Source organism: Streptomyces sp. NPDC058678 (assembly GCF_042714835.1).
GTDB lineage: Bacteria > Actinomycetota > Actinomycetes > Streptomycetales > Streptomycetaceae > Streptomyces.
Genome location: NZ_JBHXSG010000037.1, coordinates 79,208 through 104,372 on the forward strand (window position 1 = coordinate 79,208; position 25,165 = coordinate 104,372).

General features: G+C 70.6%; 24 protein-coding genes. 12 read left to right on the forward strand and 12 right to left on the reverse strand.

Translation table 11 applies throughout. From position 1 onward, the window contains the following. Positions 1–3: 3 nt before the first annotated feature. The 4 genes from ACFWWR_RS29535 to ACFWWR_RS29550 all read left to right on the forward strand — a co-directional run bounded on the left by ACFWWR_RS29535 (position 4) and on the right by ACFWWR_RS29550 (position 3,257). Positions 4–768, forward strand: a complete 765-nt coding sequence (locus tag ACFWWR_RS29535; RefSeq protein WP_384306280.1) for an amino acid ABC transporter permease — start codon at positions 4–6, stop codon at positions 766–768. Further along, entirely contained in the window at positions 765–1,559 is a 795-nt protein-coding gene (locus ACFWWR_RS29540) for an amino acid ABC transporter ATP-binding protein (protein WP_383868754.1), read from the forward strand. The genes ACFWWR_RS29535 and ACFWWR_RS29540 overlap by 4 nt, the downstream gene beginning before the upstream one ends. Next, positions 1,556–2,842, forward strand: a complete 1,287-nt coding sequence (locus ACFWWR_RS29545) for an NAD(P)/FAD-dependent oxidoreductase (RefSeq protein WP_384306282.1) — start codon at positions 1,556–1,558, stop codon at positions 2,840–2,842. The genes ACFWWR_RS29540 and ACFWWR_RS29545 overlap by 4 nt, the downstream gene beginning before the upstream one ends. A 124-nt stretch (positions 2,843–2,966) precedes the next feature. After that, a complete protein-coding gene (locus tag ACFWWR_RS29550) occupies positions 2,967–3,257 on the forward strand; it encodes a DUF1905 domain-containing protein (RefSeq protein ID WP_217238546.1) in 291 nt (96 codons plus the stop codon). On the opposite strand, the gene ACFWWR_RS29555 is transcribed toward ACFWWR_RS29550, so the two are convergent. Continuing rightward, the gene (locus ACFWWR_RS29555) at positions 3,251–3,532 is read right to left on the reverse strand and encodes a hypothetical protein (protein WP_384306284.1); all 282 of its coding nucleotides are present in this window, start codon (positions 3,530–3,532) and stop codon (positions 3,251–3,253) included. The genes ACFWWR_RS29550 and ACFWWR_RS29555 overlap by 7 nt on opposite strands. A gap of 432 nt (positions 3,533–3,964) precedes the next feature. Here ACFWWR_RS29555 and ACFWWR_RS29560 point away from each other — a divergent pair, with 432 nt between their 5' ends. Beyond that, positions 3,965–5,176, forward strand: coding sequence for a glycosyltransferase family 2 protein (locus ACFWWR_RS29560; RefSeq protein ID WP_384306287.1), 1,212 nt, complete (start codon positions 3,965–3,967; stop codon positions 5,174–5,176). A 72-nt stretch (positions 5,177–5,248) separates the two neighbouring features. Here the strand turns inward: ACFWWR_RS29560 and ACFWWR_RS29565 are convergent, their stop codons facing one another. Then, positions 5,249–5,686, reverse strand: a complete 438-nt coding sequence (locus ACFWWR_RS29565; protein ID WP_383868962.1) for an Lrp/AsnC family transcriptional regulator — start codon at positions 5,684–5,686, stop codon at positions 5,249–5,251. 85 nt (positions 5,687–5,771) lie between these two features. Between ACFWWR_RS29565 and ACFWWR_RS29570 the strand changes: the two genes are divergently transcribed. Then, positions 5,772–6,680 carry an SMP-30/gluconolactonase/LRE family protein gene (locus ACFWWR_RS29570; protein ID WP_383868743.1) on the forward strand — a complete coding sequence of 303 codons (909 nt, stop codon included), beginning with the start codon at positions 5,772–5,774 and terminating at the stop codon, positions 6,678–6,680. A gap of 42 nt (positions 6,681–6,722) precedes the next feature. On the opposite strand, the gene ACFWWR_RS29575 is transcribed toward ACFWWR_RS29570, so the two are convergent. After that, positions 6,723–7,274, reverse strand: coding sequence for a tellurite resistance TerB family protein (locus tag ACFWWR_RS29575; RefSeq protein ID WP_383868740.1), 552 nt, complete (start codon positions 7,272–7,274; stop codon positions 6,723–6,725). 292 nt (positions 7,275–7,566) lie between these two features. Between ACFWWR_RS29575 and ACFWWR_RS29580 the strand changes: the two genes are divergently transcribed. Further along, positions 7,567–8,238 carry a lytic polysaccharide monooxygenase gene (locus tag ACFWWR_RS29580; protein ID WP_384306290.1) on the forward strand — a complete coding sequence of 224 codons (672 nt, stop codon included), beginning with the start codon at positions 7,567–7,569 and terminating at the stop codon, positions 8,236–8,238. 151 nt (positions 8,239–8,389) lie between these two features. Here ACFWWR_RS29580 and ACFWWR_RS29585 read toward each other — a convergent pair whose 3' ends face one another. Both ACFWWR_RS29585 and ACFWWR_RS29590 read right to left on the reverse strand, forming a co-directional pair. Beyond that, positions 8,390–8,776, reverse strand: coding sequence for an ATP-binding protein (locus ACFWWR_RS29585; RefSeq protein ID WP_383877356.1), 387 nt, complete (start codon positions 8,774–8,776; stop codon positions 8,390–8,392). Between the two features lie 229 nt (positions 8,777–9,005). Next, complete coding sequence (locus ACFWWR_RS29590) at positions 9,006–9,767, reverse strand: DeoR/GlpR family DNA-binding transcription regulator (RefSeq protein ID WP_383877354.1); 762 nt, start codon at positions 9,765–9,767, stop codon at positions 9,006–9,008. A 146-nt stretch (positions 9,768–9,913) separates the two neighbouring features. Between ACFWWR_RS29590 and ACFWWR_RS29595 the strand changes: the two genes are divergently transcribed. The 4 genes from ACFWWR_RS29595 (at position 9,914) to ACFWWR_RS29610 (ending at position 12,935) form a co-directional block, all read left to right on the forward strand. Further along, positions 9,914–11,050 (forward strand): glycoside hydrolase family 76 protein, encoded by a 1,137-nt coding sequence (locus tag ACFWWR_RS29595; RefSeq protein WP_384306293.1) that lies wholly within the window; start codon positions 9,914–9,916, stop codon positions 11,048–11,050. Between the two features lie 339 nt (positions 11,051–11,389). Next, on the forward strand, positions 11,390–11,836 hold the full coding sequence (locus ACFWWR_RS29600; RefSeq protein ID WP_383877350.1) for an SRPBCC domain-containing protein: 447 nt from the start codon (positions 11,390–11,392) through the stop codon (positions 11,834–11,836). Continuing rightward, positions 11,833–12,201: an ArsR/SmtB family transcription factor gene (locus tag ACFWWR_RS29605; RefSeq protein WP_383877348.1), complete on the forward strand. Its 369-nt coding sequence runs from the start codon at positions 11,833–11,835 to the stop codon at positions 12,199–12,201. Before ACFWWR_RS29600 ends, ACFWWR_RS29605 begins: the two co-directional genes overlap by 4 nt. Positions 12,202–12,452: 251 nt before the next feature. Then, positions 12,453–12,935, forward strand: a complete 483-nt coding sequence (locus tag ACFWWR_RS29610; RefSeq protein WP_383877346.1) for a hypothetical protein — start codon at positions 12,453–12,455, stop codon at positions 12,933–12,935. Between the two features lie 11 nt (positions 12,936–12,946). On the opposite strand, the gene ACFWWR_RS29615 is transcribed toward ACFWWR_RS29610, so the two are convergent. From ACFWWR_RS29615 to ACFWWR_RS29630, 4 genes are all read right to left on the reverse strand, one after another. Beyond that, the gene (locus ACFWWR_RS29615; RefSeq protein ID WP_383877344.1) at positions 12,947–13,864 is read right to left on the reverse strand and encodes a LysR family transcriptional regulator; all 918 of its coding nucleotides are present in this window, start codon (positions 13,862–13,864) and stop codon (positions 12,947–12,949) included. A gap of 173 nt (positions 13,865–14,037) precedes the next feature. Then, the gene (locus ACFWWR_RS29620) at positions 14,038–15,783 is read right to left on the reverse strand and encodes an FUSC family protein (RefSeq protein ID WP_383877342.1); all 1,746 of its coding nucleotides are present in this window, start codon (positions 15,781–15,783) and stop codon (positions 14,038–14,040) included. An 82-nt stretch (positions 15,784–15,865) separates the two neighbouring features. After that, positions 15,866–16,930 (reverse strand): AEC family transporter, encoded by a 1,065-nt coding sequence (locus ACFWWR_RS29625; RefSeq protein ID WP_383877340.1) that lies wholly within the window; start codon positions 16,928–16,930, stop codon positions 15,866–15,868. 123 nt (positions 16,931–17,053) lie between these two features. Beyond that, complete coding sequence (locus ACFWWR_RS29630; RefSeq protein ID WP_384306296.1) at positions 17,054–18,757, reverse strand: NAD-dependent malic enzyme; 1,704 nt, start codon at positions 18,755–18,757, stop codon at positions 17,054–17,056. 316 nt (positions 18,758–19,073) lie between these two features. Here ACFWWR_RS29630 and ACFWWR_RS29635 point away from each other — a divergent pair, with 316 nt between their 5' ends. Further along, on the forward strand, positions 19,074–19,784 hold the full coding sequence (locus ACFWWR_RS29635) for a hypothetical protein (protein WP_384306299.1): 711 nt from the start codon (positions 19,074–19,076) through the stop codon (positions 19,782–19,784). A gap of 442 nt (positions 19,785–20,226) precedes the next feature. On the opposite strand, the gene ACFWWR_RS29640 is transcribed toward ACFWWR_RS29635, so the two are convergent. From ACFWWR_RS29640 to ACFWWR_RS29650, 3 genes are read right to left on the reverse strand one after another with little or no spacing between them, the layout of a single operon-like run. Further along, positions 20,227–23,289: an alpha-mannosidase gene (locus tag ACFWWR_RS29640; protein WP_384306302.1), complete on the reverse strand. Its 3,063-nt coding sequence runs from the start codon at positions 23,287–23,289 to the stop codon at positions 20,227–20,229. 55 nt (positions 23,290–23,344) lie between these two features. Then, entirely contained in the window at positions 23,345–24,241 is an 897-nt protein-coding gene (locus tag ACFWWR_RS29645; RefSeq protein WP_384306305.1) for a carbohydrate ABC transporter permease, read from the reverse strand. Further along, on the reverse strand, positions 24,241–25,089 hold the full coding sequence (locus tag ACFWWR_RS29650) for a carbohydrate ABC transporter permease (protein WP_384306313.1): 849 nt from the start codon (positions 25,087–25,089) through the stop codon (positions 24,241–24,243). Before ACFWWR_RS29650 ends, ACFWWR_RS29645 begins: the two co-directional genes overlap by 1 nt. Between the last annotated feature and the right edge of the window lie 76 nt (positions 25,090–25,165).

Below are 25,165 nucleotides of genomic sequence, written 5' to 3' on the forward strand. Positions count from 1 at the left end.
GGGATGACAGACATGTCCGGTCTCTTCCAAGTCCCCTGGTCCGACTACCGGCCCGACCTCCTCGACGCACTCGGGCGCACCGTCTCCTACACCGTCGTGAGCTTCGTCGGCGCCGTGGCACTCGGCCTGGCCCTGGCGCTGCTCCGCCTGAGCAGGGCGTGGCCGGCGCGTGCCGTCGCCGCCGTCTACACCGAGGTCTTCAAGAACATCCCGCTGCTGGCCATCATCTTCCTGACCTACTTCGGACTGGCCTCGGCCGGAATCCGGCTCGACGTGTTCACGGCCGGCTGCGTCAGCCTCGTCGTCTTCTACGCCGCCTACCTGTCCGAGATCTTCCGGTCCGCGATCAGCGGGGTGCACGACGGACAGACCGAGGCGGGCGAGGCGCTGGGCCTCGGCAAAGTGGGCATCTTCGGCCACATCATCCTGCCGCAGGCTCTCCGGCAGGCGCTGCCCGGCACCAACACCATGCTGGTCGACCTGCTCAAGTCCACCTCACTGCTCGTCACCGTCTCCGCCGCCGAGCTGATGTCCGAGGGGCGGCTCATCACCTCGGCCACCTTCCGGGCGCTGGAGGTGTACCTGGTCATCTCCGCCATCTACTTCGCCCTGTGCTACCCGCTCTCCCAGCTGCTGCTCCTGCTGGAGCGGAAGGTACGAGCCGGCATTCCCCTGTCCCCGTGGCGACGGCGGCGGATGCGCGCGGCCCGCGCCCTGCTCGCCGGCGGCACGACCGCGGACGTACCCGTGAAGGAGGCGGCGGTATGACCGAGCCCGTCATCACCACCGAGGCCCCGGCCCCCAACCCCGCCGAAGCCGTCGTACGGATCGAAGGGCTGCGCAAGTCCTTCGACGGCCGGCTGGTGCTCGACGACGTCCATCTGACCGTCGGCAGAGGCCGCATCGTGAGCGTCATCGGACAGAGCGGCGGCGGCAAGACGACCCTGATGCGCTGCGTCAACCTGCTGGAACGCCCGGACCAGGGCACGGTCGAGGTGGCCGGTCGGATCGTGCACAGCGGCGGCCGTACGGTCTGCCGCGACCTGCCCGCGCTGCGTCGCACCGTCGGCATGGTCTTCCAGCGCTTCAACCTGTTCCCCCACCTCACGGCCGTGGAGAACGTCGTACTGGCGCAACGCAAGGCGGGCATCCCCGAACAGGAGGCACTGGAGCGGGCCGTCGCGCTGCTGCGCCGGGTCGGGGTGGCCCATCGCGGCCTGGCCCAGCCCGACCAGCTCTCCGGCGGCGAGCAGCAACGTGTCGCCATCGCGCGGGCTCTCGCCCTCAAACCCGAGGTACTGCTCTTCGACGAACCCACCTCCTCCCTCGACCCGGAGGCCACCCGGGAGGTACTGAGCGTGATGCGGGAACTCGCCGCGGACGGAATGACGATGCTGCTGGTCACCCACGAACTGCCCTTCGCCCGCGAGGTGTCCGACCACGTCGTCTTCGTCGACGGCGGCAGGATCGTGGAGGAGGGGGCGCCCGAGGACGTCCTCGACAGTCCGGCCCGGACCCGGACCCGGGAGTTCCTCGCCTCGTACGGGACCGCGTCATGACCCAGGTGTTCGATGACCGTGCCGGACCCGTCGTGGTCGTCGGGGGCGGCGTCATAGGGCTGTGCACCGCGTACTACCTCGCCGCGGCCGGTGTCGCGGTGGAGGTCGTCGAGCGGCGCGGCCTCGGCTCCGGGGCGTCCCGGGGCAACGCGGGATGGGTCTGCCTCAGCCATTCAACTCCCGTGCCGGCTCCGGGAATCGTGCGCTATGCACTGCGCTCGCTGGGACGCCCGGACTCGCCGCTCTACCTCCGCCCTCTGCCCGATCCCGCGTTCGTCCGGTGGCTGTGGCGGTTCTGGCGCAGCAGCACTCCGGCTGCGTTCCGGCGCGGGTACGAGGCCATCGCCGAGCTGAACCGCGGCACCTTCGACCTCTTCGACGGACTGCGCGAGGCCGGAGTCGACACGACGCTGACCCGGCCCGGCATGGTGCACGCCTTCCTGTCGGAGGCCGAGGCCCGTCACCACCTCGCGATCCAGCGGGAGATGGCGGACGGCCACTACCCGATGCCCGCCGACGTCACCACGGGGCCCGAAGCGCGTCTGCTGGACCCGGCGCTGTCGCCCCGGGTGCGTGCGGCGTACCTCGTCGAGGGGGAGGGGGTGGTCGACCCGGAGGCGTTCGCCCAGGCCCTCGGAGAGGCACTCGCCGTCCAGGGGGTGAAGGTCCACGAGAACGCGGAGGCCATCGGATTCCGGACGGCGGGCGGCCGGGTCACCGCGCTGCGTACCGCGCAGGGCGACATCCCCTGCGGGACCGTCGTCATCGCGGCCGGAATGCGTTCCCCCGGCCTGCTGCGCTCCCTGGGACAAGCGCTGCCCCTGCAGGCGGGCAAGGGCTACAGCTTCTCGGTGGACCTGGACCCGGCACCCGGGCACACCCTCTACTTCGGCGAGCGCCGCGCCGTCGCCTCACCGATCGGCGGCACCACGCGGATCGGCGGCACGATGGAGCTGAGCGGCAACAACAACCGCCTCGACTGGCGCCGCATCGTCGCCGTCGCCCTCGCCAGCCGCCACTACCTGGGCCGCTGGTTCGACGATCCGGACGACCTGGTCAGCCTGATCCGGGATCCCTGGGTCGGCGGGCGGCCGTTCCTCCCCGACGGGCTCCCCGTCATCGACCGCGTCCCGGGCCACGACAACGCCTTCGTGGCCACCGGCCACGGCATGCTCGGCGTCACGCTGGGCCCGGTCACCGGACACACACTCGCCGAGTACGTCCTCACCGGCGGACGGCCAGGGGCCCTGACGCCCTTCCGCTACGACCGGCTCCGGCACTGACGATCTCGTGCACCCCGGCCGGGGAGTGCCGCACCGTGCCTGCCGGCCGTCCCCAACCGGCAGTAGTGGCGCCGGATGTACGCTGAGCGCGACTCGGCCGTCATCGCGGAAGGACACTGACCCCATGGAGTTCGCCTTCGCCGGCCGGGTGATCGAATGGCGTGGGCCGTCGCCGTACTACTTCGTCGCGGTGCCGGACGAGGAGTCCGCCGACATCCGCGAGGTGGCCGCCATGGCCACGTACGGCTGGGGCGTGATCCCGGTCGAGGCGCGGATCGGCGAGGTCGCCTTCACCACGTCGCTCTTCCCCAGGGACGGCGGCTACCTGCTGCCGCTCAAGAACGCCGTGCGCAAGCCGCAGGGCCTCTCGGCCGGCGACGAGGTGGCCGTGGAGATGGCCGTCCGCCTTCAGTAGGCCGAACCGGGCGCCCAGCCGCCCTTGACGCGAACGACGGAAGCCCGGCCGGCGCGTCGCGAACCACGAGGCCGCGACCCTGTCCGAGGTGCCGTGCGTTGCAGCGGGTCTTGGGGGTGGGTGGTCCGCCGCACGACCTCAAGGCCGCTGAACGGCCCTGCCAGGCACAGCACGCCCACGACCAGGGCCGTCTCGGGTACGACCCGGAAGACGTCGACGTGGTTCGCCGTGATGCCGTAGATGTTCCCGGCGATCGCCGAGACCATGAGCAGCACCACGGCAACGGTCCCGCCCGCGAGCGCGCGGTGGAGCGGCGGCCGGCGGCGCGGACCAGTACCCGGCAGGAAACACAGGAAGGCCGGCCGTGCCCCGAGCAGGGCAGGGCGGAGGCCTCGGACAGGGCTCAGCAGCCCGCCGGTCAGAGTCCCGGCGATCCCGGCCCACAAGGGCCGGCTTTCCCCGAGCGGATGGCTCTTCGCTCCGCGACGCCGTCATGGTGGCCTCCCGCTGGAGATTCCCCCGAGATTGTCGTCTCCATCTCATCCTGCGTCGCAAACGGCCATGGCGCCGACCGTGCTGCGGCCAGGGCCGGGCTCGCGCAGGACTGCGCGCCGCGCCGAGAATTCGGAAGGTCACCTACCGATCACGATATCCGGATTATGTAATTCCGGACAACCTTCGTTAATGATTGGCTGTCTTTGCGGTTAATGAATAGCCAACCTGTGCCCGACGTCACGGTGATTGTCGGAGCGTATGAAGCCATGCCCTATCTCGTCAGGTGTCTGGAATCGATCGAGACACAGACACTGGGCGCAGACCGATTAGAGATCGTCGCCGTCGACGACGGATCGAGCGACGGCACCGGCGAATACCTGGAGGATTTCGCCGCCTCGTCGAAGATACCCACCAGAGTGGTACGGCAGGCCAACTCCGGCGGGCCCAGCGGCCCGCGCAATGTCGGGCTGTCAATGGCTCGCGGCCGCTATGTCTTCTTCCTGGACGCCGACGACCACCTGGGGGACGAAGCCCTGGAGCGGATGGTCGCGATGGCCGACCGCGCCGGCACGGATGTGGTGCTCGGCAAGATGGAGGGAGTCAACCGCGGTGTCGCGAGCTCGATGTTCACCCGGACTCTGGAGCGCGCCGACGTCTACAGCTCGCAGGTCATCTTCACGCTGAGCGCCCAGAAGCTGTTCCGGCGCGAACTGCTCCTGCGCCTGGGCCTGAGGTTCGACGAGAGCCTCGCCACCGGTGAGGACGCGCTCTTCACGATGGAGGCGTATCTGAGCGGCAACGGCGTGTCCGTCGTGGCCGATTACGTCTGCTACTACCTGGTGGGTCGCGACGACGGAAAGCACGCGACGCAAAGAGGCGACTACACGGCCCGCTTCGCCGCCATTCACGCGCTGATGGACCTGATCGCGAGACTCGTGCCGCCGGGTGCCGAGCGGGATCAGCTGATGGTCCGGCCCTTCACGGTCGGCCTGCTGCAGCAATTCGGGGCCGTCCTGCTGAGACAGCCGGAAAGCGAGCGGCTGCACAAAATGAAGCTCGCCGCTCCGATGACGGCGGCGTACTGGACCAAGGGAGTCGCCGACCGGATAAAGGTCGGCGAGCGGCTGATACTCACCTGCGTCGCCATGGGCAGACTGGACGCGTTGCAGAACATTCTGGAATTCATCCGCGCCAAGACGGTGCCGGAAGCGGTCCCCCACGGCCGAGCCGGAAAACTGCACCTCGCCTATCCACATTTCCGCGACCGGCGGGCGGGTATCCCCGACGAGGCGTACACGGTCACCGTGCCGGACTGGTCCGGAAGCGGGCGGGTCATGCCGTCGTCGAAGCGCCGGCCGTCCGTCGCCAGGCGGACGGTGCGGAAGGTCCGCAGAGGCATGCGGAGGCTCCGGGCCCGCGGATGACCCCTTCGAGGATCCCGGCCGGCCGTGAGCGGGCCGTGTCCATGGTCCTCGAACGCGACGGCGGGGCACGGCCTAACCGGCGTCCAACGGCCTTTCGAAGAAGGTCTCCAGAACCACCGTTGCCTGCGTTCCGCTGACCCCGTCGATGGCGTACAGACGACGCAGCACGTCCTGGAGCCCCTCGGTGGTCGCGGTGCGCACCTTCACCAGGACGGCAGCGCTGCCCGCGATGACGTGCGCCTCCTGGATCTCCGGCACGGCTGCGAAGTCCTCGGCCCGGTCGCCCATCCACGCCGTCGAGTCGACGAGCACGAAGGCGAGCACCCCGCGGCCGAGCGCCGCGGGGTCGACGTCGACCGTCGTGGCCCGGATGACCCCCTGCTCGCGCAGCTTGCGCACACGCTCGTGCGCGGCACCCGCCGACAGGCCGACGGCCTTGCCCAGTACCGCGTACGGCTGGGTGGCATCCCGCTGGAGCAACGCGATCAGCTGACGGTCGATGGCATCCACTGATTTCATCTGACAACCATATATGGTTCGGTCGAAGGCGTGTTACGTTGAATCAGATCCTGATCAACCCTTCTGGGAGGATGCCATGCCCGCCGACGGCCCTTACGTGATCCTGGACGAGCGCTTCCGCACCGGAGGCTGCGCGAACGGCGACAGCAGGTTGGAGGTCCTGTACGACGGCTGCCGCTGGGCCGAGGGTCCGCTGTACCTGCCCGCCTGGGGCCAGCTGATCTGGAGCGACATCCCGAACGACCGCATCCTGCGCTGGGACGAGGCCACCGGCATGGTCGGTGTCTTCCGTACCCCGGCCGGCCACAGCAACGGCAACACCCTCGACCCGCGGGGCCGCCTGGTCACCTGCGAGCAGGGCAACCGCCGGGTCACCCGCACCGAGCCCGACGGGAGGGTGACCGTCCTCGCCGACCGCTACGACGGCAAGCGCCTCAACAGCCCGAACGACTCCGTCGTACGCTCCGACGGCACGATCTGGTTCTCCGACCCGGACTTCGGCATCACCAGCGACTACGAGGGCCACCGCGCCGAGTCCGAGATCGGCGCGTGCAACGTGTACCGGATCGACCCCGCCACCCAGGAAGTCCGTCTCGCCGCCGACGGGTTCACCGGCCCCAACGGCGTCATCCTGTCGCCCGACGAGAAGCAGCTGTACGTCTCCGACTCCCGGGCCGCACGGATCCGCGTGTTCGACATCCGCGAGGACGGCACGCTCTCCGACGGGAAGGTCTTCGCCGAGGCCCGCGGCGACGTCCACTTCGACAACATCCGCTTCGACGACGAGGGCCGCCTGTGGGCCGCCGCCCTGGAGGACGGCGTCCACTGCTACGACCCCGACGGCACCCTCATCGGCCGGCTGCGCGTACCCGAGCCCGTCTCCAACATCGCCTTCGGTGGCCGCAAGAACAACCGCCTGTTCATCACGGCCACCACCTCCCTGTACTCGCTGATGATGTCGGTGACCGGGGCGCCGCGCCTCTAGGCCCTCCTCTTCCCGGATCGGCCGGCTTGCCTGCAGTCTCCGTCAGAGGCCGAACTCCTGGGTGGACAGGCCGAGCACCGAACACGCCTCACGCAGGATCTGCTCCTCGGCCGGCGCGACGAATCCGTCCGCACCCGCGACGACGAAGCCGGTCTGTACGACCGCCCTGGCCTCCGTCGGCTTCTTCGCGGCCTTGGCGATCTCCTGCAGGGCCTCGGCCTTGCCCTGCTGGAAGTTGAGCGCCAGCTGGTCGACGTGCTTGTTGAAGCGCTGCCGCAGCTGCTCGGACGGGAAGTTCTGCAGCACGTCGTTGTTCAGGATCAGTGATTCCACATGCTGCCGCTCGGCAGGGTCGACATGCCCGTCGGCGGCTGCGACCAGGGCGCACATCGCCATGCTCGCGTCTCGGTAGGCGCCGCTCTTCAGCTCTGTCTTGAGGGAGGTGAGCTGGGACTTGAGTGTGTTCACCAGCTGCGCCTTCGATCCGCCGGCGGACCCCGAACCCGACCGCCCGTGTCCGCCGGCGCCCCGCGTCCCCTGCGCCTGCTGCTGCAGACCCTTGGCCTGGTCCTTGAGCCGATCCCACATCGCCATCTGTGCTACCTCTGCTTCGCCCGTGTCGTTCCGGTCGTCCGCGCGCGTTCCGCGACTCCTCCTGCCAACTCCTCCCATCTCCCGGAAGTTCCATGGTCGGCCGGCCTTCGCGCGGATGCGCGGAACCGGCCTGTCGAACCCGTCGAACGCGCCAGACGGGGCGAAAAAGTGGCGCGATCCGACGTTGCGGCTTTGTTTCACGGCGCGCAGCCTGACCATTGTGGGAGCGCTCCCACTTGCGCACCTTCGTGCAACACACCCCAGCATCCCCCCACTCGGAAAGAAGGAGATCATGAATTGTCATGATCGCGACAAGAAAGCCGGTGCACGTCTGCCACTCTCCCTGAGCGTGCTCGCCGCGGTGCTGCTCTGTCTGATCCCCTGGAGCGGCACGGCCGTTGCCCACGGTTCGGTCGTCGACCCGGCCTCCCGCAACTACGGCTGCTGGCTCCGCTGGGGCAGTGACTTCCAGAACCCGGCCATGGCACAGGAAGACCCCATGTGCTGGCAGGCATGGCAGGACAACCCGAACGCCATGTGGAACTGGAACGGCCTGTACCGCAACGGCTCCGCCGGTGACTTCCAGGCGGTAGTCCCCGACGGCCGGCTGTGCAGCGGGGGCCGGACCGAGGGCGGCCGTTACAACTCCCTGGACACGGTGGGCCCCTGGAAGACGACAGACGTCGGCAGCAACTTCACCGTGCAGCTGTACGACCAGGCCAGTCACGGTGCCGACTACTTCCTGGTCTACGTCACGCGGCAGGGATTCGACCCCACTACCCAGCCGTTGACCTGGAACGACCTGCAACTCGTCGCCCGCACCGGCAAGTACGCGCCGAGTCAGAACTACTCGATCGACGTGACCACCACGGGCCTCAGCGGCCGCCACGTCGTCTACACCATCTGGCAGGCGTCGCACATGGACCAGACGTACTTCCTGTGCAGCGACGTCAACTTCCGCTGAACGCGGCGGGGCTGTCGCCCGGCCACGGGGTCCCGCTGGACGCACCGCGCCGGCGGGACCCCGCCTCCCGCGAAGATCCGGACGGCAACGCGGATCGCGGCGGCGGGATCGCGGCGTGGTTCAGATCGCGCCGGCGGGATCCCGGCGTGGTTCAGATCGCCAGGACCGCGCGCACCATCTTGCCGCCCCCGCTGACGGGGGCGACGTCGAAGTGCTGGGCCAGGCACCGGACCATGGCCAGGCCCCGCCCGCTCTCGCCCCCGTCGGTCAACGGCCGCACGCGGGGCGGGGCCGGGTTGTCGTCGTAGACCTCGACCGTCACCCGCTCGTCGGACACCTGCAGGCGCAGGCGGCAGGCGCCGCGGCCGTGCAGGGTGGCGTTGGCGACCAACTCGGACACGATCAGCGTCGCGTCGTCGATCTGCCCCGCATCCACCCGTGCCATCCGCGGGCGGGAGCGGGCGAGGAACGCTGAGGTCAGCTTCCGCGCCCGTCCGGCCGACTCGGCACTGTCGGGCAGCACATACTCCACTCGCACGGAACGCCGATGGGTACGCCGATGCGTACGCATGGCGGATCACTTCCCCTCCTGGGCCACCCGGCACCCCCGCGGTCTGGCCGCTCGCCGGCGCCGCGGCATGTCTTGCGCGGCCGGTCCTGCCCACTCGTGATGCCCCGTGCCGGTGATCGGCAACCCGAAGACGGCCGGGCGAGTCGAGTGCGCCCGCTCTGCCGCGTTGTCCGCGAATCCGTGCGACCGGCGACGATCACACGATGACCACCTCGCCCCCCGCCCGCCGGCAGAGGTCAAGGGTGTGCGGATCGGCGCCGTCGGTCGTGATCATGACGTCCACATCGGCGAGCGAACAGATGCGCAGCGAGCCCGTGCCCGGGAACTTCGCCTCGGACGCGACGAGGACGACCCGGTCGGCCGCCTCGATCATGGCCTGTTTGATCGGCGCTTCGACGGCCATGTCGTCCACCACGTGTCCGTTGGTGCGTACGCCCGTGCAGCTGAGCATCACCAGGTCGGCGCTGACCTGACGCAGTGCCGTCTCGGTCAGTGAGCCGACGAAGGACTGGTAGTTGCGGCGCAGGACCCCGCCGAGCAGGATCAGCCGGACGGCCTCGTCGTCCCGCAGTTCGTCCACCACGGCCAGGTTGCTGGTGATGACGGTGACGGGCCGGCCCTTCAGCCGGCGGGCGATCCGCTGGGTGCTGGTACCGATGTCCAGCACGATCACGCTCTCGTCCGGCACGAGGGCCGCGGCGCGTTCGGCCATGGCTTCCTTCATGGACCCGTCGTGGGAGGCCGAGATGTCGAAGGGCTCCTCCCCGGCCGGCGCGCGCAGTGACAGCGCCGCGCCTCCGTAGGTGCGGATCAACTCGCCGTTCCGGTCCAGCAGCTTCAGGTCCCGGCGGATCGTCGACTCGCTGACCTGGAGCCGCTCCGCCAGGTCGCGCACGGAGGCCACCCCGGTCGCACGGATGGTCTCGAGGATCCGCGCGTGTCGTTTGCTCGAAGTCACGAGCAGAGCCTAACCGGATGACCGACTTCGGTCATCAAACCTCGGAAACGGGCTCGTTACTAACCGACTCTTGTCATGTCACGGTGTTCGCGCTCATAGTTGAGCAGCATCCGAGAGTGTCCCCCTTCTCCTCAGGAGCGTCTGGGATGTTGCGACAGTTGCGAAGAGCCAGGGCCGCGGTGGGGGCGTTCGCCCTCGGTGCCACGCTGGTGCTGGTGGCGGGTGCGCTGCCCGCGCAGGCGAGTACGTCGAGTGCACCGGGAGCAGCAGTGAACGCGCGCGACAGGGCCACTGCGGCCGTCGAGGCGATGATGGAGTTCTACGACGAGGACACCGGCCGCTGGGATCCGGAAGCACCGTGGTGGCAGTCGGGCAACGCGCTCCAGGCACTGCTCGACTACACGGCGAAGACCCGGTCCAGGACATACCTGCGGCAGATCGACAACACCATCGAGCAACAGCGCAAGCCCCTGCCCTGGTGGCCGGAGGGCGGCGGCGAGTTCCGGGCCGACTCCACGGACGACACGGGTTGGTGGGGACTCGCCATGGCCAGCATGTACGACCTGACTCGCGATCAGCAGTACCTGAAGATCGCGAAGCTCGACGAGGAGTACATGTACGAGTACTGGGACGACGTCTGCGGCGGCGGCATCTGGTGGGACATCCCGGCCGCGACCTACAAGAACGCCATAAGTGTCGAGCTGTACATCAAGCTCGCGGCGGCCCTGCACAACCGGATCCCCGGTGACACCGTCTACCTGTCGCGCGCGCTCACCGCATGGAAGTGGCTCAAGAACAGCAGCATGATCAACGGCGAGAACCTGGTCAACGACGGGCTGAACACCCAGGGCGGCGGCTGCGCCAACAACGGCGGCATCACCTGGACGTACAACCAGGGCGTCGTGCTCGGCGGACTCGCCGAGCTGTACCGGGCCACCGGCGACCGCGGACTGCTCAGGGATGCTCGGAAGATCGCCGACGCCGTGCTCGGCAGCCCCCTGCTGTCGCCGAAGGGGATTCTGACGGAGCCCTGCGAGGCGACCCACACCTGCGGGTCCGACGGAACGGCGTTCAAGGGAATCTTCGCCCGCAATCTCGGCGAACTCGACGCCCTGCTGCCCGGCCGTCCCTACCGGGGCTACCTTCTCGCCCAGGCCCGCTCCGCCTACCAACACGCTCGCAACAGCTCCGATCAGTACGGGATGAGCTGGGCCGGTCCGTACGACCAGGCGAGCATCGGCAGGCAGGAGTCCGCCGTGTCACTGCTCGTCTCCGTCCTCTGACCCGGATCCTCACAGCGGCCGGCCGTGCGGCCCGTGTCCTGCCGCGCGGCTCCCTCGCTCGGTGAATCGGTAGAAGTGCCCAGGCGGTTCGGCGTTCGAGGAGCGCAGGCGTGACTCAGCGGGCATGAGGTGTCGGAACGGGCGGTCGCCCGCGATGGCGCCCCGTTCCGCGACCCGTCGGACAGGCCCAAGTCGCTCACCGCGTGGTGCTGGGGCACCCGGTTGTCCCAGGGCCCCGTCAGCGAGGCGGCGACCGAGGTGCAACCCAAGGGTTGCTCCTGGAGCCTCAACGTGCAACTCTGGAGTTGCACACGATGGCAGCGACGAAGGAGTTCCCTCATGAGCGAGGACCGGATCGAACGCGAGACCCTGATCGCGGCACCCCTGGAGCGGGTGTGGTCGCTGGTGGCCCAGCCCGGGTTCTGGGTGGCCGACAAGGCGAGCCTGCCCGGCACCGTGGCGAAGGAAGGCGAGTCGATGGTGGCGAAGAACGCCGAGCACGGGGACTTCCCCGTGCGCGTGGAGAAGGTCCAGCCGCCGACGTATCTGGCGTACCGCTGGACCAGCGCGTTTCCCGGAGAAGAGCTGCGCGAGGACAACAGCACCCTCGTCGAGTTCACGTTGACCCCGGAAGGCGACGGGACGCGGCTGCGCGTCGTCGAGAGCGGCTTCGCGGCACTGGCCGGGTCCGAGGAGCTGCGCAGCCAGAACCTGAAGGACCACACCCAGGGCTGGCCGCTGGAGCTCGACGCGCTCAAGACGCGCGCCGAACAGCCCTCCGCGTGACACCGGGACAACGCGACGCCGACGAGGCGGTCGACAGCGTCCTCGCCGCGCTCGCCGACCCCACCCGACGCCAACTGCTCGACCTGCTCGCCGCGCGGGGCGAGGCCACCGCGACGACGCTCGCCGAACCGCTCCCCGTCTCACGGCAGGCAGTGGTCAAGCACCTCGCCGTCCTGGACGCCGCCGGCCTGGTGTCCGGCAGCCGGGTCGGACGCGAGGTGCGCTACGCGGTCCGGCCCGCGGCACTGGACGCGACAGCGCGGTGGATGGCCTCGCTCGCGGCCGACTGGGACCGGCGGCTGGCGAACATCAAACGCGTCGCCGAGGCGGCGGAACGGGACGCGGGCTCGGCGGGGCCTGGCTGACGGGACGCGGGCTCGGCGGGGCCTGGCTTGCGGGGCCTGCGCTCGGCACGCTCCTACTGACGGCACGTGCGCTCGACGGGCCTGGCTGACGGGACCCGCACTCAGCAAAACCCGACTGACGGGACCCGCGCTCTGCAGGACCTGACTGACGGGACGCATGCTCGACGGGACCCGACTGACGGGACCCACACTCGGCAAAACCCGACTGACGGGACCCGCGCTCTGCAGGACCTGACTGAAAGGAGCAGGCCATGGATACGACAGCACTTCGCCGTGCCTACGACACACTGCTCGACGTGGCGGCCGGCCCCGATCTCGGTGACGCGGCCGACGGGGGATGGAACGCCGACCGGATACTGGCCCATCTCCTCAGCGTCGACGCCGCGACCGCGGCGGTCGCTCTCGGCGTCGTCGCCGGCTCGCGCCCCACCTTCGACAACCGGATCGCCCTCGACGCCTGGAATCTTGACCGGATCATCGCCGAGCACACAGGCAGGGCGGACCTGATCGGCCACGTCCGGAGCCAGGCGGCCGTCCTTTGCGACATCGCCGATCAGCTCGACGAGAAGGCCGCCTCGGTTCTGGTGCCGTCGCTCCTCCTGTCCAACGGGGCACTCGTGCTGGACCAGCCGCTGCCGCTCGCGGCCCTCATCGACGGCCTCGCCACGGACCACGTGCCCGGACATACCCGGCAGCTGCTCGGCCTTCGCGTCGCCGTCCCCGGGCGCACCTGAAGAACAAGCGGTCAGCCCCCTTCAGCCGCCGTCGCGGTCCCGGCCGCGCCGGCCGACTCCAGGGCGTGGTCGATGAAGCGCTGGGCGATGGGCGGCAGGGCGCGGGAGTTGAGCCAGGCGATCCCGATGTCCCGGGCGCCGCGTACGTCGGTGATCTCCAGGTAGCGGATCGGGGAGTCCGCGGTCGCCGTGACGTCCGGGGACGAGGGGATCAGGGACACGCCGAGACCGGCGGCGACCAGGCCCCGCAAGGTCTCCACCTCCTCTCCCTCGAAGCCGACGAGCGGGGTGAAGCCGGCGTCGCGGCAGAGCGTCTCGGTGATGTCGCGCAGTCCGTATCCGGCCTTCAGGAGAATGAAGCGCTCCTCGGCCACCTCGGCCAGGCGGGCCCGGCCGCGCCTGGCCAGCCGGTGACCGGCGGGGACGGCCAGCCGTAGCGGCTCCACCAGGAGGCGCCGCCACGTGATCAGCGGGTGCGCGGGCTCACTGCCGGTGATGATCAGATCCGCGGTGGCGTCGAGGAGGTGCCGGGTCAGTCCGATCTCGCCGTCCTGATGCAGCTCGAACTGGGCCTGGGGGAGAGCCTGTCGGAATTCCGTGACGAGCCGGGGCACCAGCCAGGTGCCCAGGGTGTGGAGGAAGGCCAGCGACACCACACCGCCGTCGGGGTCGACGATCTCGGCCACGGCCCGCCGGCCCCGGTCGTAACTGGCGAGCACCGCGTCGACGTGTTCCTTGAACACCCTTCCGGCGGGGGTGAGACGCAGCACGCGTCCGACGCGTTGGAGGAGTTCCGCGCCGACCTCGTCCTCGAGCCGGTTCAGGGCCCGCGACAGGGCGGGCTGGGTGATGCGGGCGTCAGCCGCGGCGTCGGTCACCGTCGTTCCCTCTGCCACGGCCTGGAAGGAGCGCAGTACCTCAAGGTCCATCGGGCCATTCTCCCCGCTCATGGATCACCAGGAGTTCGGGACGCACCAGCATGGATCACCGTCGCACGGAGAGGGGCAGGAGGCGTCCCGCCCGTCCCACCCACCCGCGCCGTCCGTACGCCGGTCCATCGGGCCAGGCCGCCCGTCCGGTACATCCAAGGGGCCCGCCCCTGCTACGGGTTCGCGGCCGCCGTGCCCGCCACCGCCTGTGCGGTCACCTCGTCGCAGAGCCGCTCCGCCGCCGTGATCGCGTCCTCCAGGTCGGCCGGCGACCGGCCGGGCCGGGCCGGTTCGCCGCGCGCGTGAGCCACGGCCCGGCGCGCATCGGCCAGCTGGTGGTACGCGGCACGGCGCAGCGACTGGCGCTGGACCGGGCCCGCTTCCGGGGCGACGTCGCGGTAGCGGCGGGCGGCCGCGACGGCGGCCTCGGTCTGCGCCTCCGCCCGGTGCGCCGCGGAGTCGGGCCACACCGCGAAGTGCGCGACGAGCACCAGCGCGGAGGCCAATGCGGTGTCCAGAATGCGCGTGCCGTACAGCGGCCGGTCGTCGCCGAGCAGGTCGAGGAGCACGAACACGACAGCGGTCAGGCCCAGCGTGGCGAGCGCGTAGTGATGGCGCACGCCGACGGCCATCAGCGCGCCGAAGACGGCCACGACGCCGATCACGGTGTACGGGCCCGGCGCCAGCAGGGACACCGCCCCGATGGCGGCCACGCCGACGACCGTGCCGACGCAGCGGTGCAGTGCCCGGGTGAAGACCGGGCCGAAGTCAGGCTTGTACACGAAGGCCACCGTCATGGGGAGCCAGTAACCGCGGGGCCCGTGCAGTGTCTCGGCGAGCAGATGGGCGACGAGCACGCACGCTGTCAGCAACGTGACGTAGCGCAGGCGCGCCGCCCGCCCGGGCCACGAGTGCGCCGGCAGGCGCAGCGCCGGGTCGGCGGCGTCGGCTTCGCTGTCGACGGCCACGCACACTTCGGCCAGGGCGTACCTGCCCGGCGAGTCGGTGTCGAACGCCGGCACCGCCTGCTCGGTCGCCGGGGCCGGGGCCGGAGCCGAGTCGCGGCCGGGCAGCAGGCGCTCGGCCAGGCGCAGCGGCACGCCGGTCACGGCGGGCGGGAGCGGACGCGCCTCCCACATCAGCGCCGTCACGGCCTCGCCCAGCTGTACGGCACTGTGGAACGCCCGGACCAGCTCCCGGACTTCCGCCTGTTGTCGCTGCCCGGCTCGCGGGGCGAGATGGGCGGCCATCACCTCGTGGGCGTGGTTGAGGGCCAGCGTCATGCGTCGGCGGGTCTCTTCGGCGGCATGGGTGCCGGCCGCGGCCAGCGCCTCGCCCGCGCTCCGGTACACGGCGAGCACGGCGGCCCGCTCGACGTGGTGCCGGCGCCACAGCCACGGAGCCGCGGACAGCGCAAGGACCAGGGCGACACCGGCGAGCAGGGCCAGCGGCGGCTGCCACCACGGCCCCGGCACGGGAATGCCGCTGCCGACCGTGACGCCGAGCAGCAGGTGCATGCCCGACACGGACGCGATCCGCCCCCGCAGGCCGACGGTGCCGGCCACGAGCGCGGCAGCCACCAGGCATCCCGCCACGACCGCCTGTTCCCCGCTGCGCAGGGCGAGTCCACCGGCGAGCAGGCCGAGCGCGCTGGACACGCCGGTCCAGCCCAGCCGCCGCACCCGGACCCGGTAGGGATCGGACCCGTCCTGGCTCACGCCCCACAGGGCGCCGATCGCCGCGATCACCGACGGCACCACCCACCCCGTGCGCAGCCCGACGAGCAGCGGCAGCGCGAGGGCGACGGCGCCCCGCGCGGCCGCCGCGAACGGCAGGCGTACGGGCGCTACGCGGGCGCGGGAAAGCGGCCACCGCAGACGGGGCGTACGGGGCGGTCGCGCGTTTGCTGCCGGCGTCATGCGGCCTTGTCCCTTCGGTTGCCGGGGCGGATCTTCGCGTGGGCGGGGTCCTGTTTCGCTCGCAGGTGCCCCGAGGCCCGAGTCAGCCGACCAACTCGATGAGGAGCGGGAGGGTGACGAAGGAGAGGAGCAGGCTGAGTACGACGGCGGAGCCGATGGCCTGGATGTCGGCCTTCGAACCATGACGGGCGGCGAACATGAGGGGGACGGGGGAGACGGGGAAGGCGACGATCAGCGCGGCCTGGGCGGCGTCGGCCGCGGAGGCCACGGCCAGACCGACACCGTAGACGAGCAGCGGCAGGACGACCACGCTGGTCAGGGAGATCGCCCACACCACCGGGGTCAGCTTCGGGCGGCCGATGCGGGACACGGAGACGCCGACGTACAGGAGCGCGGCGGCCGAGGAGGCCCCGGCGAGCAGGGTCAGCGAGGCGTCGGCGACCTCCGGCAGGCCGACTCCGCTCACCGACAGAATCAGACCCAGGACCGGACCCCAGCAGAACGGCTCGCGCAACGAGAGTCCGACGGTGCGCAGCGCGGAGGGACGGTGCTCGGGAGACGCGGCGCCGGTGGCGACCGGCGCGGCGGCTTCCGCGGGCGCGCCGCCGCCGACCGTCACCAGGGCAGGTCGCCGCAGCGCGGAGGTGGTGTCCGCCGTGGCCGCTGCCGTCCCGGGCGTCGGGTGTTCCGGCATGCCGAGCAGGATCAGCACGACCGGGTCGAGGACGACGTTGACGAGGATGCCCGCGACGGCGATCGGCACGGCGGCCTCCGCACTGCCGTACAGACCCCCGAGGATGGACGTACCCATGAAGGCGTACTGCGGCTGGACGCACGCCAGGGCGAACAGGGCCGCGCGCCGGAGCGGACGGCGGGCGGCGAGGCGCAGAACGCCGAGCAGGGCGGCGTACACCCCGAGCAGGCCGAAGGCGAGCAGGCCCACCAGGGGCAGTTGCTCGACCAGCACGTGCCGCGGTGTCTGCCAGATGCTCAGCAACAGGGCGGCCGGCAGGGCGATCTGCATGGTCAGCTCACGCAGCGCCTGTGCTCCGCCGGCGTCGAAGAGCGCGCGGCGGCCGGTGCCGTAGCCGACCGCGATGATGAGGAAGACCGGCACCACGACGGTGAAGATCTCGGCGAAAGACATGACTGCGTCAATCCTTTGGAAAGGGGGCTCGGCCACGGGGCCGGTGACGACACGTCAGAGAGCCGAGTCCTTACGGTTGTTGATTGCTGCGGACGAGAGGGAAGATCCGCGGCCCGGCGTCCGTCAGACGGCCTCGATCGGCGGGTACACCGGCTGCCACATGGCCGCGCGGACGCGCTCCTCGATGGTGTCCTCGGCGGTCTCCCGGGCGACGCCGTCCTCGGTGGCGGCGCGGGCCACGGCCACGGCCACCGCGGTGGAGGTGTCGCGCAGCCGGTCGATCAGAGGCAGCACCGGCGCGCCAGGAGCGGCGGCGTCGGTCTGCTCCGCGACGGCGCGCGCCGCGGCGACGAGCATGCCGTCGGTGATGCGTTCGGCCCGGGCGACGACGGCGCCCAGCCCCAGGCCGGGAAAGACCAGCGCGTTGTTGGCCTGTCCGATGTGGTGGGTGACGCCGTCGGCCTCGACCGGGTCGAAGGGGCTGCCGGTGGCGATCAGGGCACGGTTGTCGGTCCAGTGGAGCAGGTCGGCGGGGACGGCCTCGGCCAGCCGGGTGGGGTTGGACAGGGGCAGGATGATCGGGCGGTCCGTGTGTGCGGCCATGGTGCGGACGATGTCCTCGGTGAAGGCCCCGCCCTGCCCCGAGGCCCCGATGAGGACGGTGGGGCGTACGCGGTCGACGACCTCGGCCAGCGGGATGCCGCCGACGGTGTCGTCGTGCCGCCAGTCGGAGACCTCGGCGCCGCGACGGACGTAGCGGGTCTGGAAGTCGCGGAGATCCTGCTGGCCCTCGGTGAGCAGGCCGTGGCGGTCGACGGCCCAGATGCGTTCGGTGGCCTCCTGCGGCGTCAGCCCGTCGGCGATCAGCGCGTCGCGCAGCTGGTCGGCGATGCCGATGCCGGCGGTGCCGGCGCCGAAGAGCACGATGCGGTTCTCGCGCAGCGGGACACCGCCGGCGCGCACACCGGAGAGCACGGCGGCCAGGTTGACCGCGCCGGTGCCCTGGATGTCGTCGTTGAAGGTGAAGACCTTCTCCTGGTACCGGTCCAGGATGCGGCGGGCGTTGGCCGGCCCGAAGTCCTCCCAGTGCAGCAGGGCGTCGGGGAACAGCCCGGTGGCCGTGGTGACGTACGCGTCGATGAAGGCGTCGTAGGTCTCGCGGTCCACGCGCGGGTGCCGGTTGCCCAGATACAGCGGGTCGTCCAGCAGCTCCTGCCGGTTGGTGCCCACGTCCAGCATCACCGCCAGCGTGCGGGCCGGGTCCACGCCCGCGGCGGCGGTGTAGACGGCGAGCTTGCCCACCGCGATGTCGATACCGCCCACGCCCCAGTCGCCGATGCCGAGGATGGCCTCGCCGTCGGTCGCCACGATCAGGTCGACGTCGCCGGCGCCCAGCCCGGACGCGCGCAGGGAACGCTCGATGTCCTCGGGCGCGTCCACCGACAGGTACACGCCGCGCGGGCGGCGGTACTCGTAGCTGTAGCGCTCGATCGCGGTGCCGACGGTCGGGGTGTAGACGATCGGCAGCATCTCGGCGAGGTGGTCGGCGAGCAGCCGGTGGAACAGCACCTCGTTGCGGTCTCGCAGCGCCGTCAGATACACGTTCTTGGCGAGGTCGTCGGGCTGGGAACGGAACTGCGTGTAGGCGCGGGCGGCCTGCTGGTCCTGGGTCAGCACCTGCGGCGGCACCAGGCCCTCCAGCCCCAGATCCTTGCGCTCCTGCAGGGTGAAGGCGGTGCCCCGGTTCAGACGCGGATTGTTCAGCACGGCATGCCCGCGGGCGGTCGTACGGATCAGACCCTCGGCGGTGTTCCACCGCGTGCCCATGACTACTCCTCAACGGTCGGGAACTGGGGACACCGACCAGCCTGGGAGATCACGGATGCATGCGTCCAATGCCTGGACTCAACATGATCCATGACCTGACGGCATTCGAGCATCTGAGCTGCGGTTTTGCTGCCACGGCGAAGTCGCCCGCCGGGTGCGAATGTGATGGACGCCGCCTCGCGTGTCCGCTCCGCCGCCGACGCCGGGTCTCACGCTGCCCTTGCGGACCTCGGTGTGTTCGCGCTGTGACACGACTGTGGCCGGAGGCGTGGCCTCCACCACTTCGGATCGATCACCGCCGGACCAAGATCAGTGGATGTCCAGAGACCTCATCAGCCCCGGACGGCGCTTACTCGTCGCACCGGGCCGCCCCGCCGTCGTGGTTCTCGCCGCGGTCGGACTCGTCGCCGGTGTCCTGACGGGCTGGCCGGCCCTCGACACCGTCAACGGCTGCGGGTACCCCGTCAATCCGTACCCGTCCGAAACGGCCCGGGACTGGGTCCGCCACGCCGACGTCGTGATCGTGGGACGCGCCGTCCGGGAACGGGAGAGCGACCGCAGGGAGCTGGCGGCCGGCGCCTACCGCTACCAGCTCGAGCGCACCGTCGAACTGACCAGGGAATCCGTCCCCTTCACCTCCCGAAGCCGTTCCCACCCTGCCGTGGGCTCCACCGTCGACTACATCGCCCCCGGCTGGAAGATCTTCCGCTCCGACGGCACCACCCGCGTCGACGACCTCGTGGGAGACGCCCCGCGCGTCGTCCCCGGCCACACCTACATCCTCGCCCTCCGCTGGCGGGACGGCCATTGGGTGGCCCTCGGTGAGGGAGCGGTCGTACCGTTCGACGACCATGTCGTGGGCCGTGGGGAGTGGTGCGGGAGCGTCCTGGACACCGACGGCTTCGCCCAGGGTGAGCGGATCTCACGGCACGACGACCACAGCCTCGAGAAGTCGCTGGTCGGCGAGGGCGAGGACGCGCTCAGGCGCGAACTCGACCGTGCGGCACGGCAGAAGAGCGCGGACTGAGCATCCCTGGCCCGCCCCGGTTTCCCGCTCCTCCACCTGCTCTCCCTGGCCATCGGTACGTCGCTCCCAGCCGGGTGGTTTCCAGCCGAGCGGCCGCGGCAGCGTTCACCAGCGGGGTGAGGTCGAGCCCGAGCTGCCGGGTCTCGCAGCGAGAGACGTGGACCACGGCGCCACCGACTGGAGCGGGACGAGTGAGTTCGCCGCGGCGATGGCCGGTCCGGGCGCAGTCCCGGTCGCTGGCGGGAGGATGACGCCTGCCGCGCCGAGGACTTCGAGCGTCCCGATGACGCTGCCGAGCGGCACGAGGACGCGATCGACGCGGGACGCCACGAGCGGCCGGCCCGACGGTGCGCTGCCGCTGCCGCTGCCGCTGCGGCGACGGGACCGTGGCGCCCATTGCCAGGAGTGCACCCCGCCGACGCCGCTCGTGGCTCTCGTCCCGTCAGTCCTCCGGCAGCGGCCGCAGCCGCAACGTGAGGATCTGGAAGGGGCGCAACGTCAACTGCACGGCCCCATCAGCGTGTTGGTGGCTCGTCGGGTCGTCGAGGGGGCGTTCGAGCAGGTCGGTCGCGGCGACCGAGGCCACACGGAACCCGGGGGTGAGAGTGGCGCGGGCACGGGTGCCGCGGGACTCGTAGAGGCGGACGACGATGTCGCCGGTGTGGTCGTCGGCGAGCTTGACGGCCTCGACGACCACCCCTTCGTGGTCGACGGAGACCAGGGGGGCGACGGCCGTGCTGCCCGGCAGGGCGCGCTCGGACAGGTTGAAGCGGTAGCCCTCGCGCACGGCGTCGGTGATGTCGGCGCCGATGACAAGGGCGTAGGCCAGCCGGTGGGTGCCCTGGTCGGCGTCGGGGTCCGGGAAACGGGCGGAACGCAGCAGGGAGAGCCGGACCGTGGTGGTCGTACCGCCGTCGGCGCGGACGTCCCGGGTGACGTCGTGACCGTAGGAGGAGTCGTTGACCAGCGCGACGCCCCAGTCGGGTTCACCGACGTGCAGGAAGCGGTGGGCGCAGACCTCGAACTTGGCCGCGTCCCAGCTGGTGTTGGTGTGGGTGGGCCGTTGCACGTGCCCGAAGGGGATCTCGGCGGTCGAGTGCGCGGCCCGTACGTCCAGCGGGAAGGCCGCCTTGAGCAGCTTTTCCCGCTCGTGCCAGTCGACGACGGTGTCGACCACGAGCCGCCGGGAGCCGGCCGGCAGGGTCAGGGTCTGCTCGATCCTCGAATCTCCGAACCTGCGGACCACCCGGATGCCGTCACTGGTCGCGGTGACCGAGTCGGCCTCGGTGAGGTCGCGGACGGTGTTGCGGTAGAAGACGTCGACGTCCCACGCGTCCCACTGATTCGGGAAGTCCTGATGGAGTTGGAGCAGGTTGCCGGTCGCGCCGGGCGCCAGCGCCTCCCGGCCCACGGCGATGTCGTAGGCGGAAGTGATCAGGCCGCGGCCGTCCACCGCCACCCGGACCAGACCGTTGTCGAGGAGGAACCCGTCCTCGTCCGCCACCGGCGGCACGGGCGGGTCGGCCGGCTCGGGGCGCAGGCCGGCGCCCAGCGCCTGGACGCCGCCACGGGCGTGGGGTGCGGCGTTGAAGACGACCGTTCCTCCGGGCGGCCCGGCGAGCGCACGCTGGGCCGCGCCGATCAGCTGCGTCAGCTCCTGGGCGACGGCCGCGTAGGTCTCCTCGGCCTCGCGGTGCACCCAGGCGATCGAGGTCCCGGGCAGGATGTCGTGGAACTGGTGCAGGAGAACCGTCTTCCACAGCCGGTCCAGTGCCTCGTACGGGTAAGGGTGCCCGTGCCGCACGGCCGCCGTCGCCGCCCACAACTCCGCCTCGCGCAGCAGGTGTTCGCTGCGCCGGTTGCCCTGCTTGGTGGCGAGCTGGCTGGTGAGCGTACCCCGGTGGAACTCCAGGTACAGCTCCCCGGACCACACCGGTGCGCCGCCGCTCTCCTCGTACTCGGCGTGCGCGCGCTCGAAGAAGTCGGCGGGCTTGTCCATCTCGACCCGGGCGGAGCCCTCCAGGTTCCTCAGCCGGGCGGCGCGGGCCAGCATCTCGCGGGTGGGGCCGCCGCCGCCGTCGCCGTAGCCGAACGGGATCAGTGACTGGTTGACGGCGGCCTTGTCCTGGAAGTTCCGTACGCTGTGGGCGACTTCGGCACCGGACAGGTCGCTGTTGTAGGTGTCGACGGGCGGGAAGTGGCTGAAGATCCGGGTGCCGTCGATGCCCTCCCACCAGAAGGTGTGGTGCGGGAACTTGTTGGTGGTGTTCCAGGAGATCTTCTGCGTCAGGAACCAGCGCACCCCTGCCAGCTTCATCAGCTGCGGCAGGGCCGCGTTGTAGCCGAAGGTGTCCGGCAGCCACATCTCCTCGGTCTCGACGCCGAACTCCTCCAGGTAGAACCGCTTCCCGTGGACGAACTGGCGCACCAGGGCCTCACCGCCCGTGATGTTGGTGTCCGGCTCCACCCACAGGCTGCCGGTGGGCAGGAACTGCCCGGTCTTCGCCTTCTCCTGCGCCCGCGCGTACACCTCGGGACGGTGCTCCTTCAGCCAGGCGAGCTGCTGTGCCTGGGACATGACGAAGGTGAACTCCGGGTGTTCGTCCATGAGTTGGGTGACGTTGGAGACGGTGCGGGCCACCTTGCGCACGGTCTCGCGCAGCGGCCACAGCCAGGCGGTGTCGATGTGGGCGTGCCCGACAGCCGAGAGCCGGTGCGCGCTCGCGTGCGCGGGTGCCGCCAGTACCGGGGCGAGGGCGGCTCGCGCGGCGGCCGCGCCGCCGCTGACGTCCTGCAGGTCGATGGCGTCCAGGGCCTGTGCGACGGCCCGCAGGATCTGCCAGCGGCGCGGGGAATCGGGGGACAGCTCGTGCATCAGCTGACCCAGGACGTCCAGATCCTGTACGAGTTCGTGGACGCCCCGGTCGAAGACGGCGAGGTCCAGCCGTCGCAGCCGGTACAGGGGCTCGCCGGGGTCGCAGGCCGGGTCACCGAGCCAGGGTGCGCGCCCGCCGACCGAGGTGGGCCCGAAGGTCAGTTCGTCGGGGCCGGTGTGCATGACGACCGGATTGGCGGCGGCCTCGACGAAGGCCACGAACTCCTCGCCGCCGACCGCTTCTTCGGCGACCGGCAGCCAGGTGTTGCGCGGGTTGAGCGCCTTCACCGCCGTGCCGTCGGCCCGGTAGACCAGTCCCTCCGCGGAGAAGCCGGGGGAGTGGGGGGAGAAGCCGAGGTCCAGTACGGCCTCGACGGTCGCGCCGGCCCATTCCGCGGGGATCCTGCCGCTGACCTTGAACCAGCTCGTGGTCCAGGCGGGTCCCCACCGGTCGCCGACGCGGGCCGGGCGGTAGGGCGCGGTAAGGCCCTCGTGGACCGGCACCGGTTCGCCGGTCACGTTCCAGACCGCTACGTCCAGGGGGACGGACCGGGCGTGGACCGCGGGGCGCAGACGCTCGTTGAGGACGCGGGCGAGCCGCTGTTCGGTGACGTCACGGTCGTTGTGCATGGGGTGTCTTCTCCGTGGTGGCGGGGCAGGTGGGGGTACGGCCGTGCGCGTGGGGTCAGCCCTTGAGCGCGCCGCCCAGGGCGAAGCCTCCGCCGAGCTTGCGGGCCAGCAGCAGGTAGAGCAGGACGACGGGCAGCGAGTACAGCAGCGAGAAGGCGGACAACTGCCCGTACTGGGTCTGGTCGTGGGCGCTGAGGAAGGTGAACACGCTGACGGAGGACGGGAGTTTCTCCGGGGACAGCAGCAGGATGAAGGGGACGAAGAAGTTCCCCCACATGCCGATGAAGGTGAAGATGGTGACCACGACGACACCGGGACGCATCAGCGGCAGCACCACCCGCCACAGCACCTGCATCGTGTTCGCGCCGTCGATCCGGGCGGCCTCCTCCAGGACGATGGGGACGCCGTCCATGAAGTTCTTCATCAGCCAGATCCCGAACGGCAGCGCGGAGGCGGCCAGGAACAGGGTGGTGCCGGGCATCGAGTCGATCAGGTTGACCTGCACGAACATGCTGTAGACGGGGATCATCACGGCGGTGATGGGCAGTCCGGTGGAGAACAGGATGGTGTAGAGGAAGGGCCGCCGCAGCCGCGAGCGGTAGCGCGACAGCGGGTAGGCGGCGAACACCGACACCACCACGGTCACGGCCGTCCCGAAGCCGCACAGCAGCAGGCTGTTGAGCATCGGCCGGTAGGTGGTGTCGATGTTGAGAACCGCGTCGAAGTTGTCGAGCGTGAGCGACGAGGGCAGCGTCAGACGGAAGGAGTTGATGTCACTCACCGAGGCGAGCACCATCCACAACAGCGGCAGCACGTACAGCAGCGACACCGCGAGCAGGACGGCGTTGACCGCGACGCGGCCGGGCCGCAGGCGGCGTCGCCTCCGTGTGGCGGGCACGACGGCGGTGCGCCCGGTGGAGGTGAGGGGCGGCGGCGTGGCGACGGCGGCCATCAGTCGTCCTCCAGTTTCAGGAGCCGGATGTACACGACGGAGAACAGGGCGCCGACCACCAGCAGGACCAGGGCGATGGCGGTGCCGTACCCGATCAGGCTGTTCTGGAAGGCCTGTTGGTACATGAAGATCGGCAGGGTCTCGCTCTTGTTGCCGGGGCCGCCGCGGGTCATGGTGTAGATCAGGCCGAAGACGGAGAGCGTCTGCAGGGTGATCAGCATCAGGTTGGTGAGAATCGACGGCCTGATCACCGGCAGCACGACCCGCCACAACCGCTGCCAGGGGCCCGCGCCGTCCATCTCGGCGGCCTCCTCCAGCTCCTGGGGCACGTCGTTGATGGCGGCGGTGAAGACCATCATCGAGAACGCGGTGCCGCGCCAGACGTTCGCCAGGCACACCGCCAGGATCGGCATGGTGTACAGCCAGTTCTGCTGCGGCAGACGCAGGGCCTCCAGAAGTGAGTTGAGCGAGCCCTGGTCGTAGAAGAACGCGTACATCAGATAGCCGGCGACCACCTCGGGCAGCACCCAGGCGGCGATGACCACGCCGTTGACGAGCGACCGTACCGGCTTGGTGGCCTTCTGCATCAGGACGGCCAGCGCGAGCCCGAGCGTGTTCTGGCCGACGACGGCGGAGCCGACCACGAGCACCAGCGTCAGCTTGACCGCGTTCAGGAAGTCGGTGTCCTTCAGCGCCCTGGTGAAGTTGTCCAGCCCGACGAAACGGGTGCCGGAGGCGCCGGTGAGCTGCATGTCGGTGAACGCGTAGTAGACGCAGTACAGGATCGGACCGCCCAGGAAGACGGCCAGCAGGAACGCGGCCGGCAGCGTCGGCAGGCCGCGCAGCAGCGCGCGGACGGCGGGGGCGTAGGTGGTCGTCGGGACCTGCCCGGACCTGGGCACGATCGAGCCGGTCTACCAGCCG

Bases quoted from the DNA above. Each gene is read 5' to 3' on its own strand.
- ACFWWR_RS29550 (WP_217238546.1), top strand. From the start codon at position 2,967: ATGGAGTTCGCCTTCGCCGGCCGGGTGATCGAATGGCGTGGGCCGTCG.
- ACFWWR_RS29600 (WP_383877350.1), top strand. From the start codon at position 11,390: ATGAGCGAGGACCGGATCGAACGCGAGACCCTGATCGCGGCACCCCTG.
- ACFWWR_RS29560 (WP_384306287.1), top strand. From the start codon at position 3,965: ATGAATAGCCAACCTGTGCCCGACGTCACGGTGATTGTCGGAGCGTAT.
- ACFWWR_RS29630 (WP_384306296.1), bottom strand. From the start codon at position 18,757: ATGGGCACGCGGTGGAACACCGCCGAGGGTCTGATCCGTACGACCGCC.
- ACFWWR_RS29540 (WP_383868754.1), top strand. From the start codon at position 765: ATGACCGAGCCCGTCATCACCACCGAGGCCCCGGCCCCCAACCCCGCC.
- ACFWWR_RS29640 (WP_384306302.1), bottom strand. From the start codon at position 23,289: ATGCACAACGACCGTGACGTCACCGAACAGCGGCTCGCCCGCGTCCTC.
- ACFWWR_RS29635 (WP_384306299.1), top strand. From the start codon at position 19,074: ATGTCCAGAGACCTCATCAGCCCCGGACGGCGCTTACTCGTCGCACCG.
- ACFWWR_RS29570 (WP_383868743.1), top strand. From the start codon at position 5,772: ATGCCCGCCGACGGCCCTTACGTGATCCTGGACGAGCGCTTCCGCACC.
- ACFWWR_RS29595 (WP_384306293.1), top strand. From the start codon at position 9,914: ATGTTGCGACAGTTGCGAAGAGCCAGGGCCGCGGTGGGGGCGTTCGCC.
- ACFWWR_RS29620 (WP_383877342.1), bottom strand. From the start codon at position 15,783: ATGACGCCGGCAGCAAACGCGCGACCGCCCCGTACGCCCCGTCTGCGG.
- ACFWWR_RS29610 (WP_383877346.1), top strand. From the start codon at position 12,453: ATGGATACGACAGCACTTCGCCGTGCCTACGACACACTGCTCGACGTG.
- ACFWWR_RS29535 (WP_384306280.1), top strand. From the start codon at position 4: ATGACAGACATGTCCGGTCTCTTCCAAGTCCCCTGGTCCGACTACCGG.
- ACFWWR_RS29575 (WP_383868740.1), bottom strand. From the start codon at position 7,274: ATGGCGATGTGGGATCGGCTCAAGGACCAGGCCAAGGGTCTGCAGCAG.
- ACFWWR_RS29545 (WP_384306282.1), top strand. From the start codon at position 1,556: ATGACCCAGGTGTTCGATGACCGTGCCGGACCCGTCGTGGTCGTCGGG.
- ACFWWR_RS29645 (WP_384306305.1), bottom strand. From the start codon at position 24,241: ATGGCCGCCGTCGCCACGCCGCCGCCCCTCACCTCCACCGGGCGCACC.
- ACFWWR_RS29625 (WP_383877340.1), bottom strand. From the start codon at position 16,930: ATGTCTTTCGCCGAGATCTTCACCGTCGTGGTGCCGGTCTTCCTCATC.
- ACFWWR_RS29580 (WP_384306290.1), top strand. From the start codon at position 7,567: ATGAATTGTCATGATCGCGACAAGAAAGCCGGTGCACGTCTGCCACTC.
- ACFWWR_RS29615 (WP_383877344.1), bottom strand. From the start codon at position 13,864: ATGGACCTTGAGGTACTGCGCTCCTTCCAGGCCGTGGCAGAGGGAACG.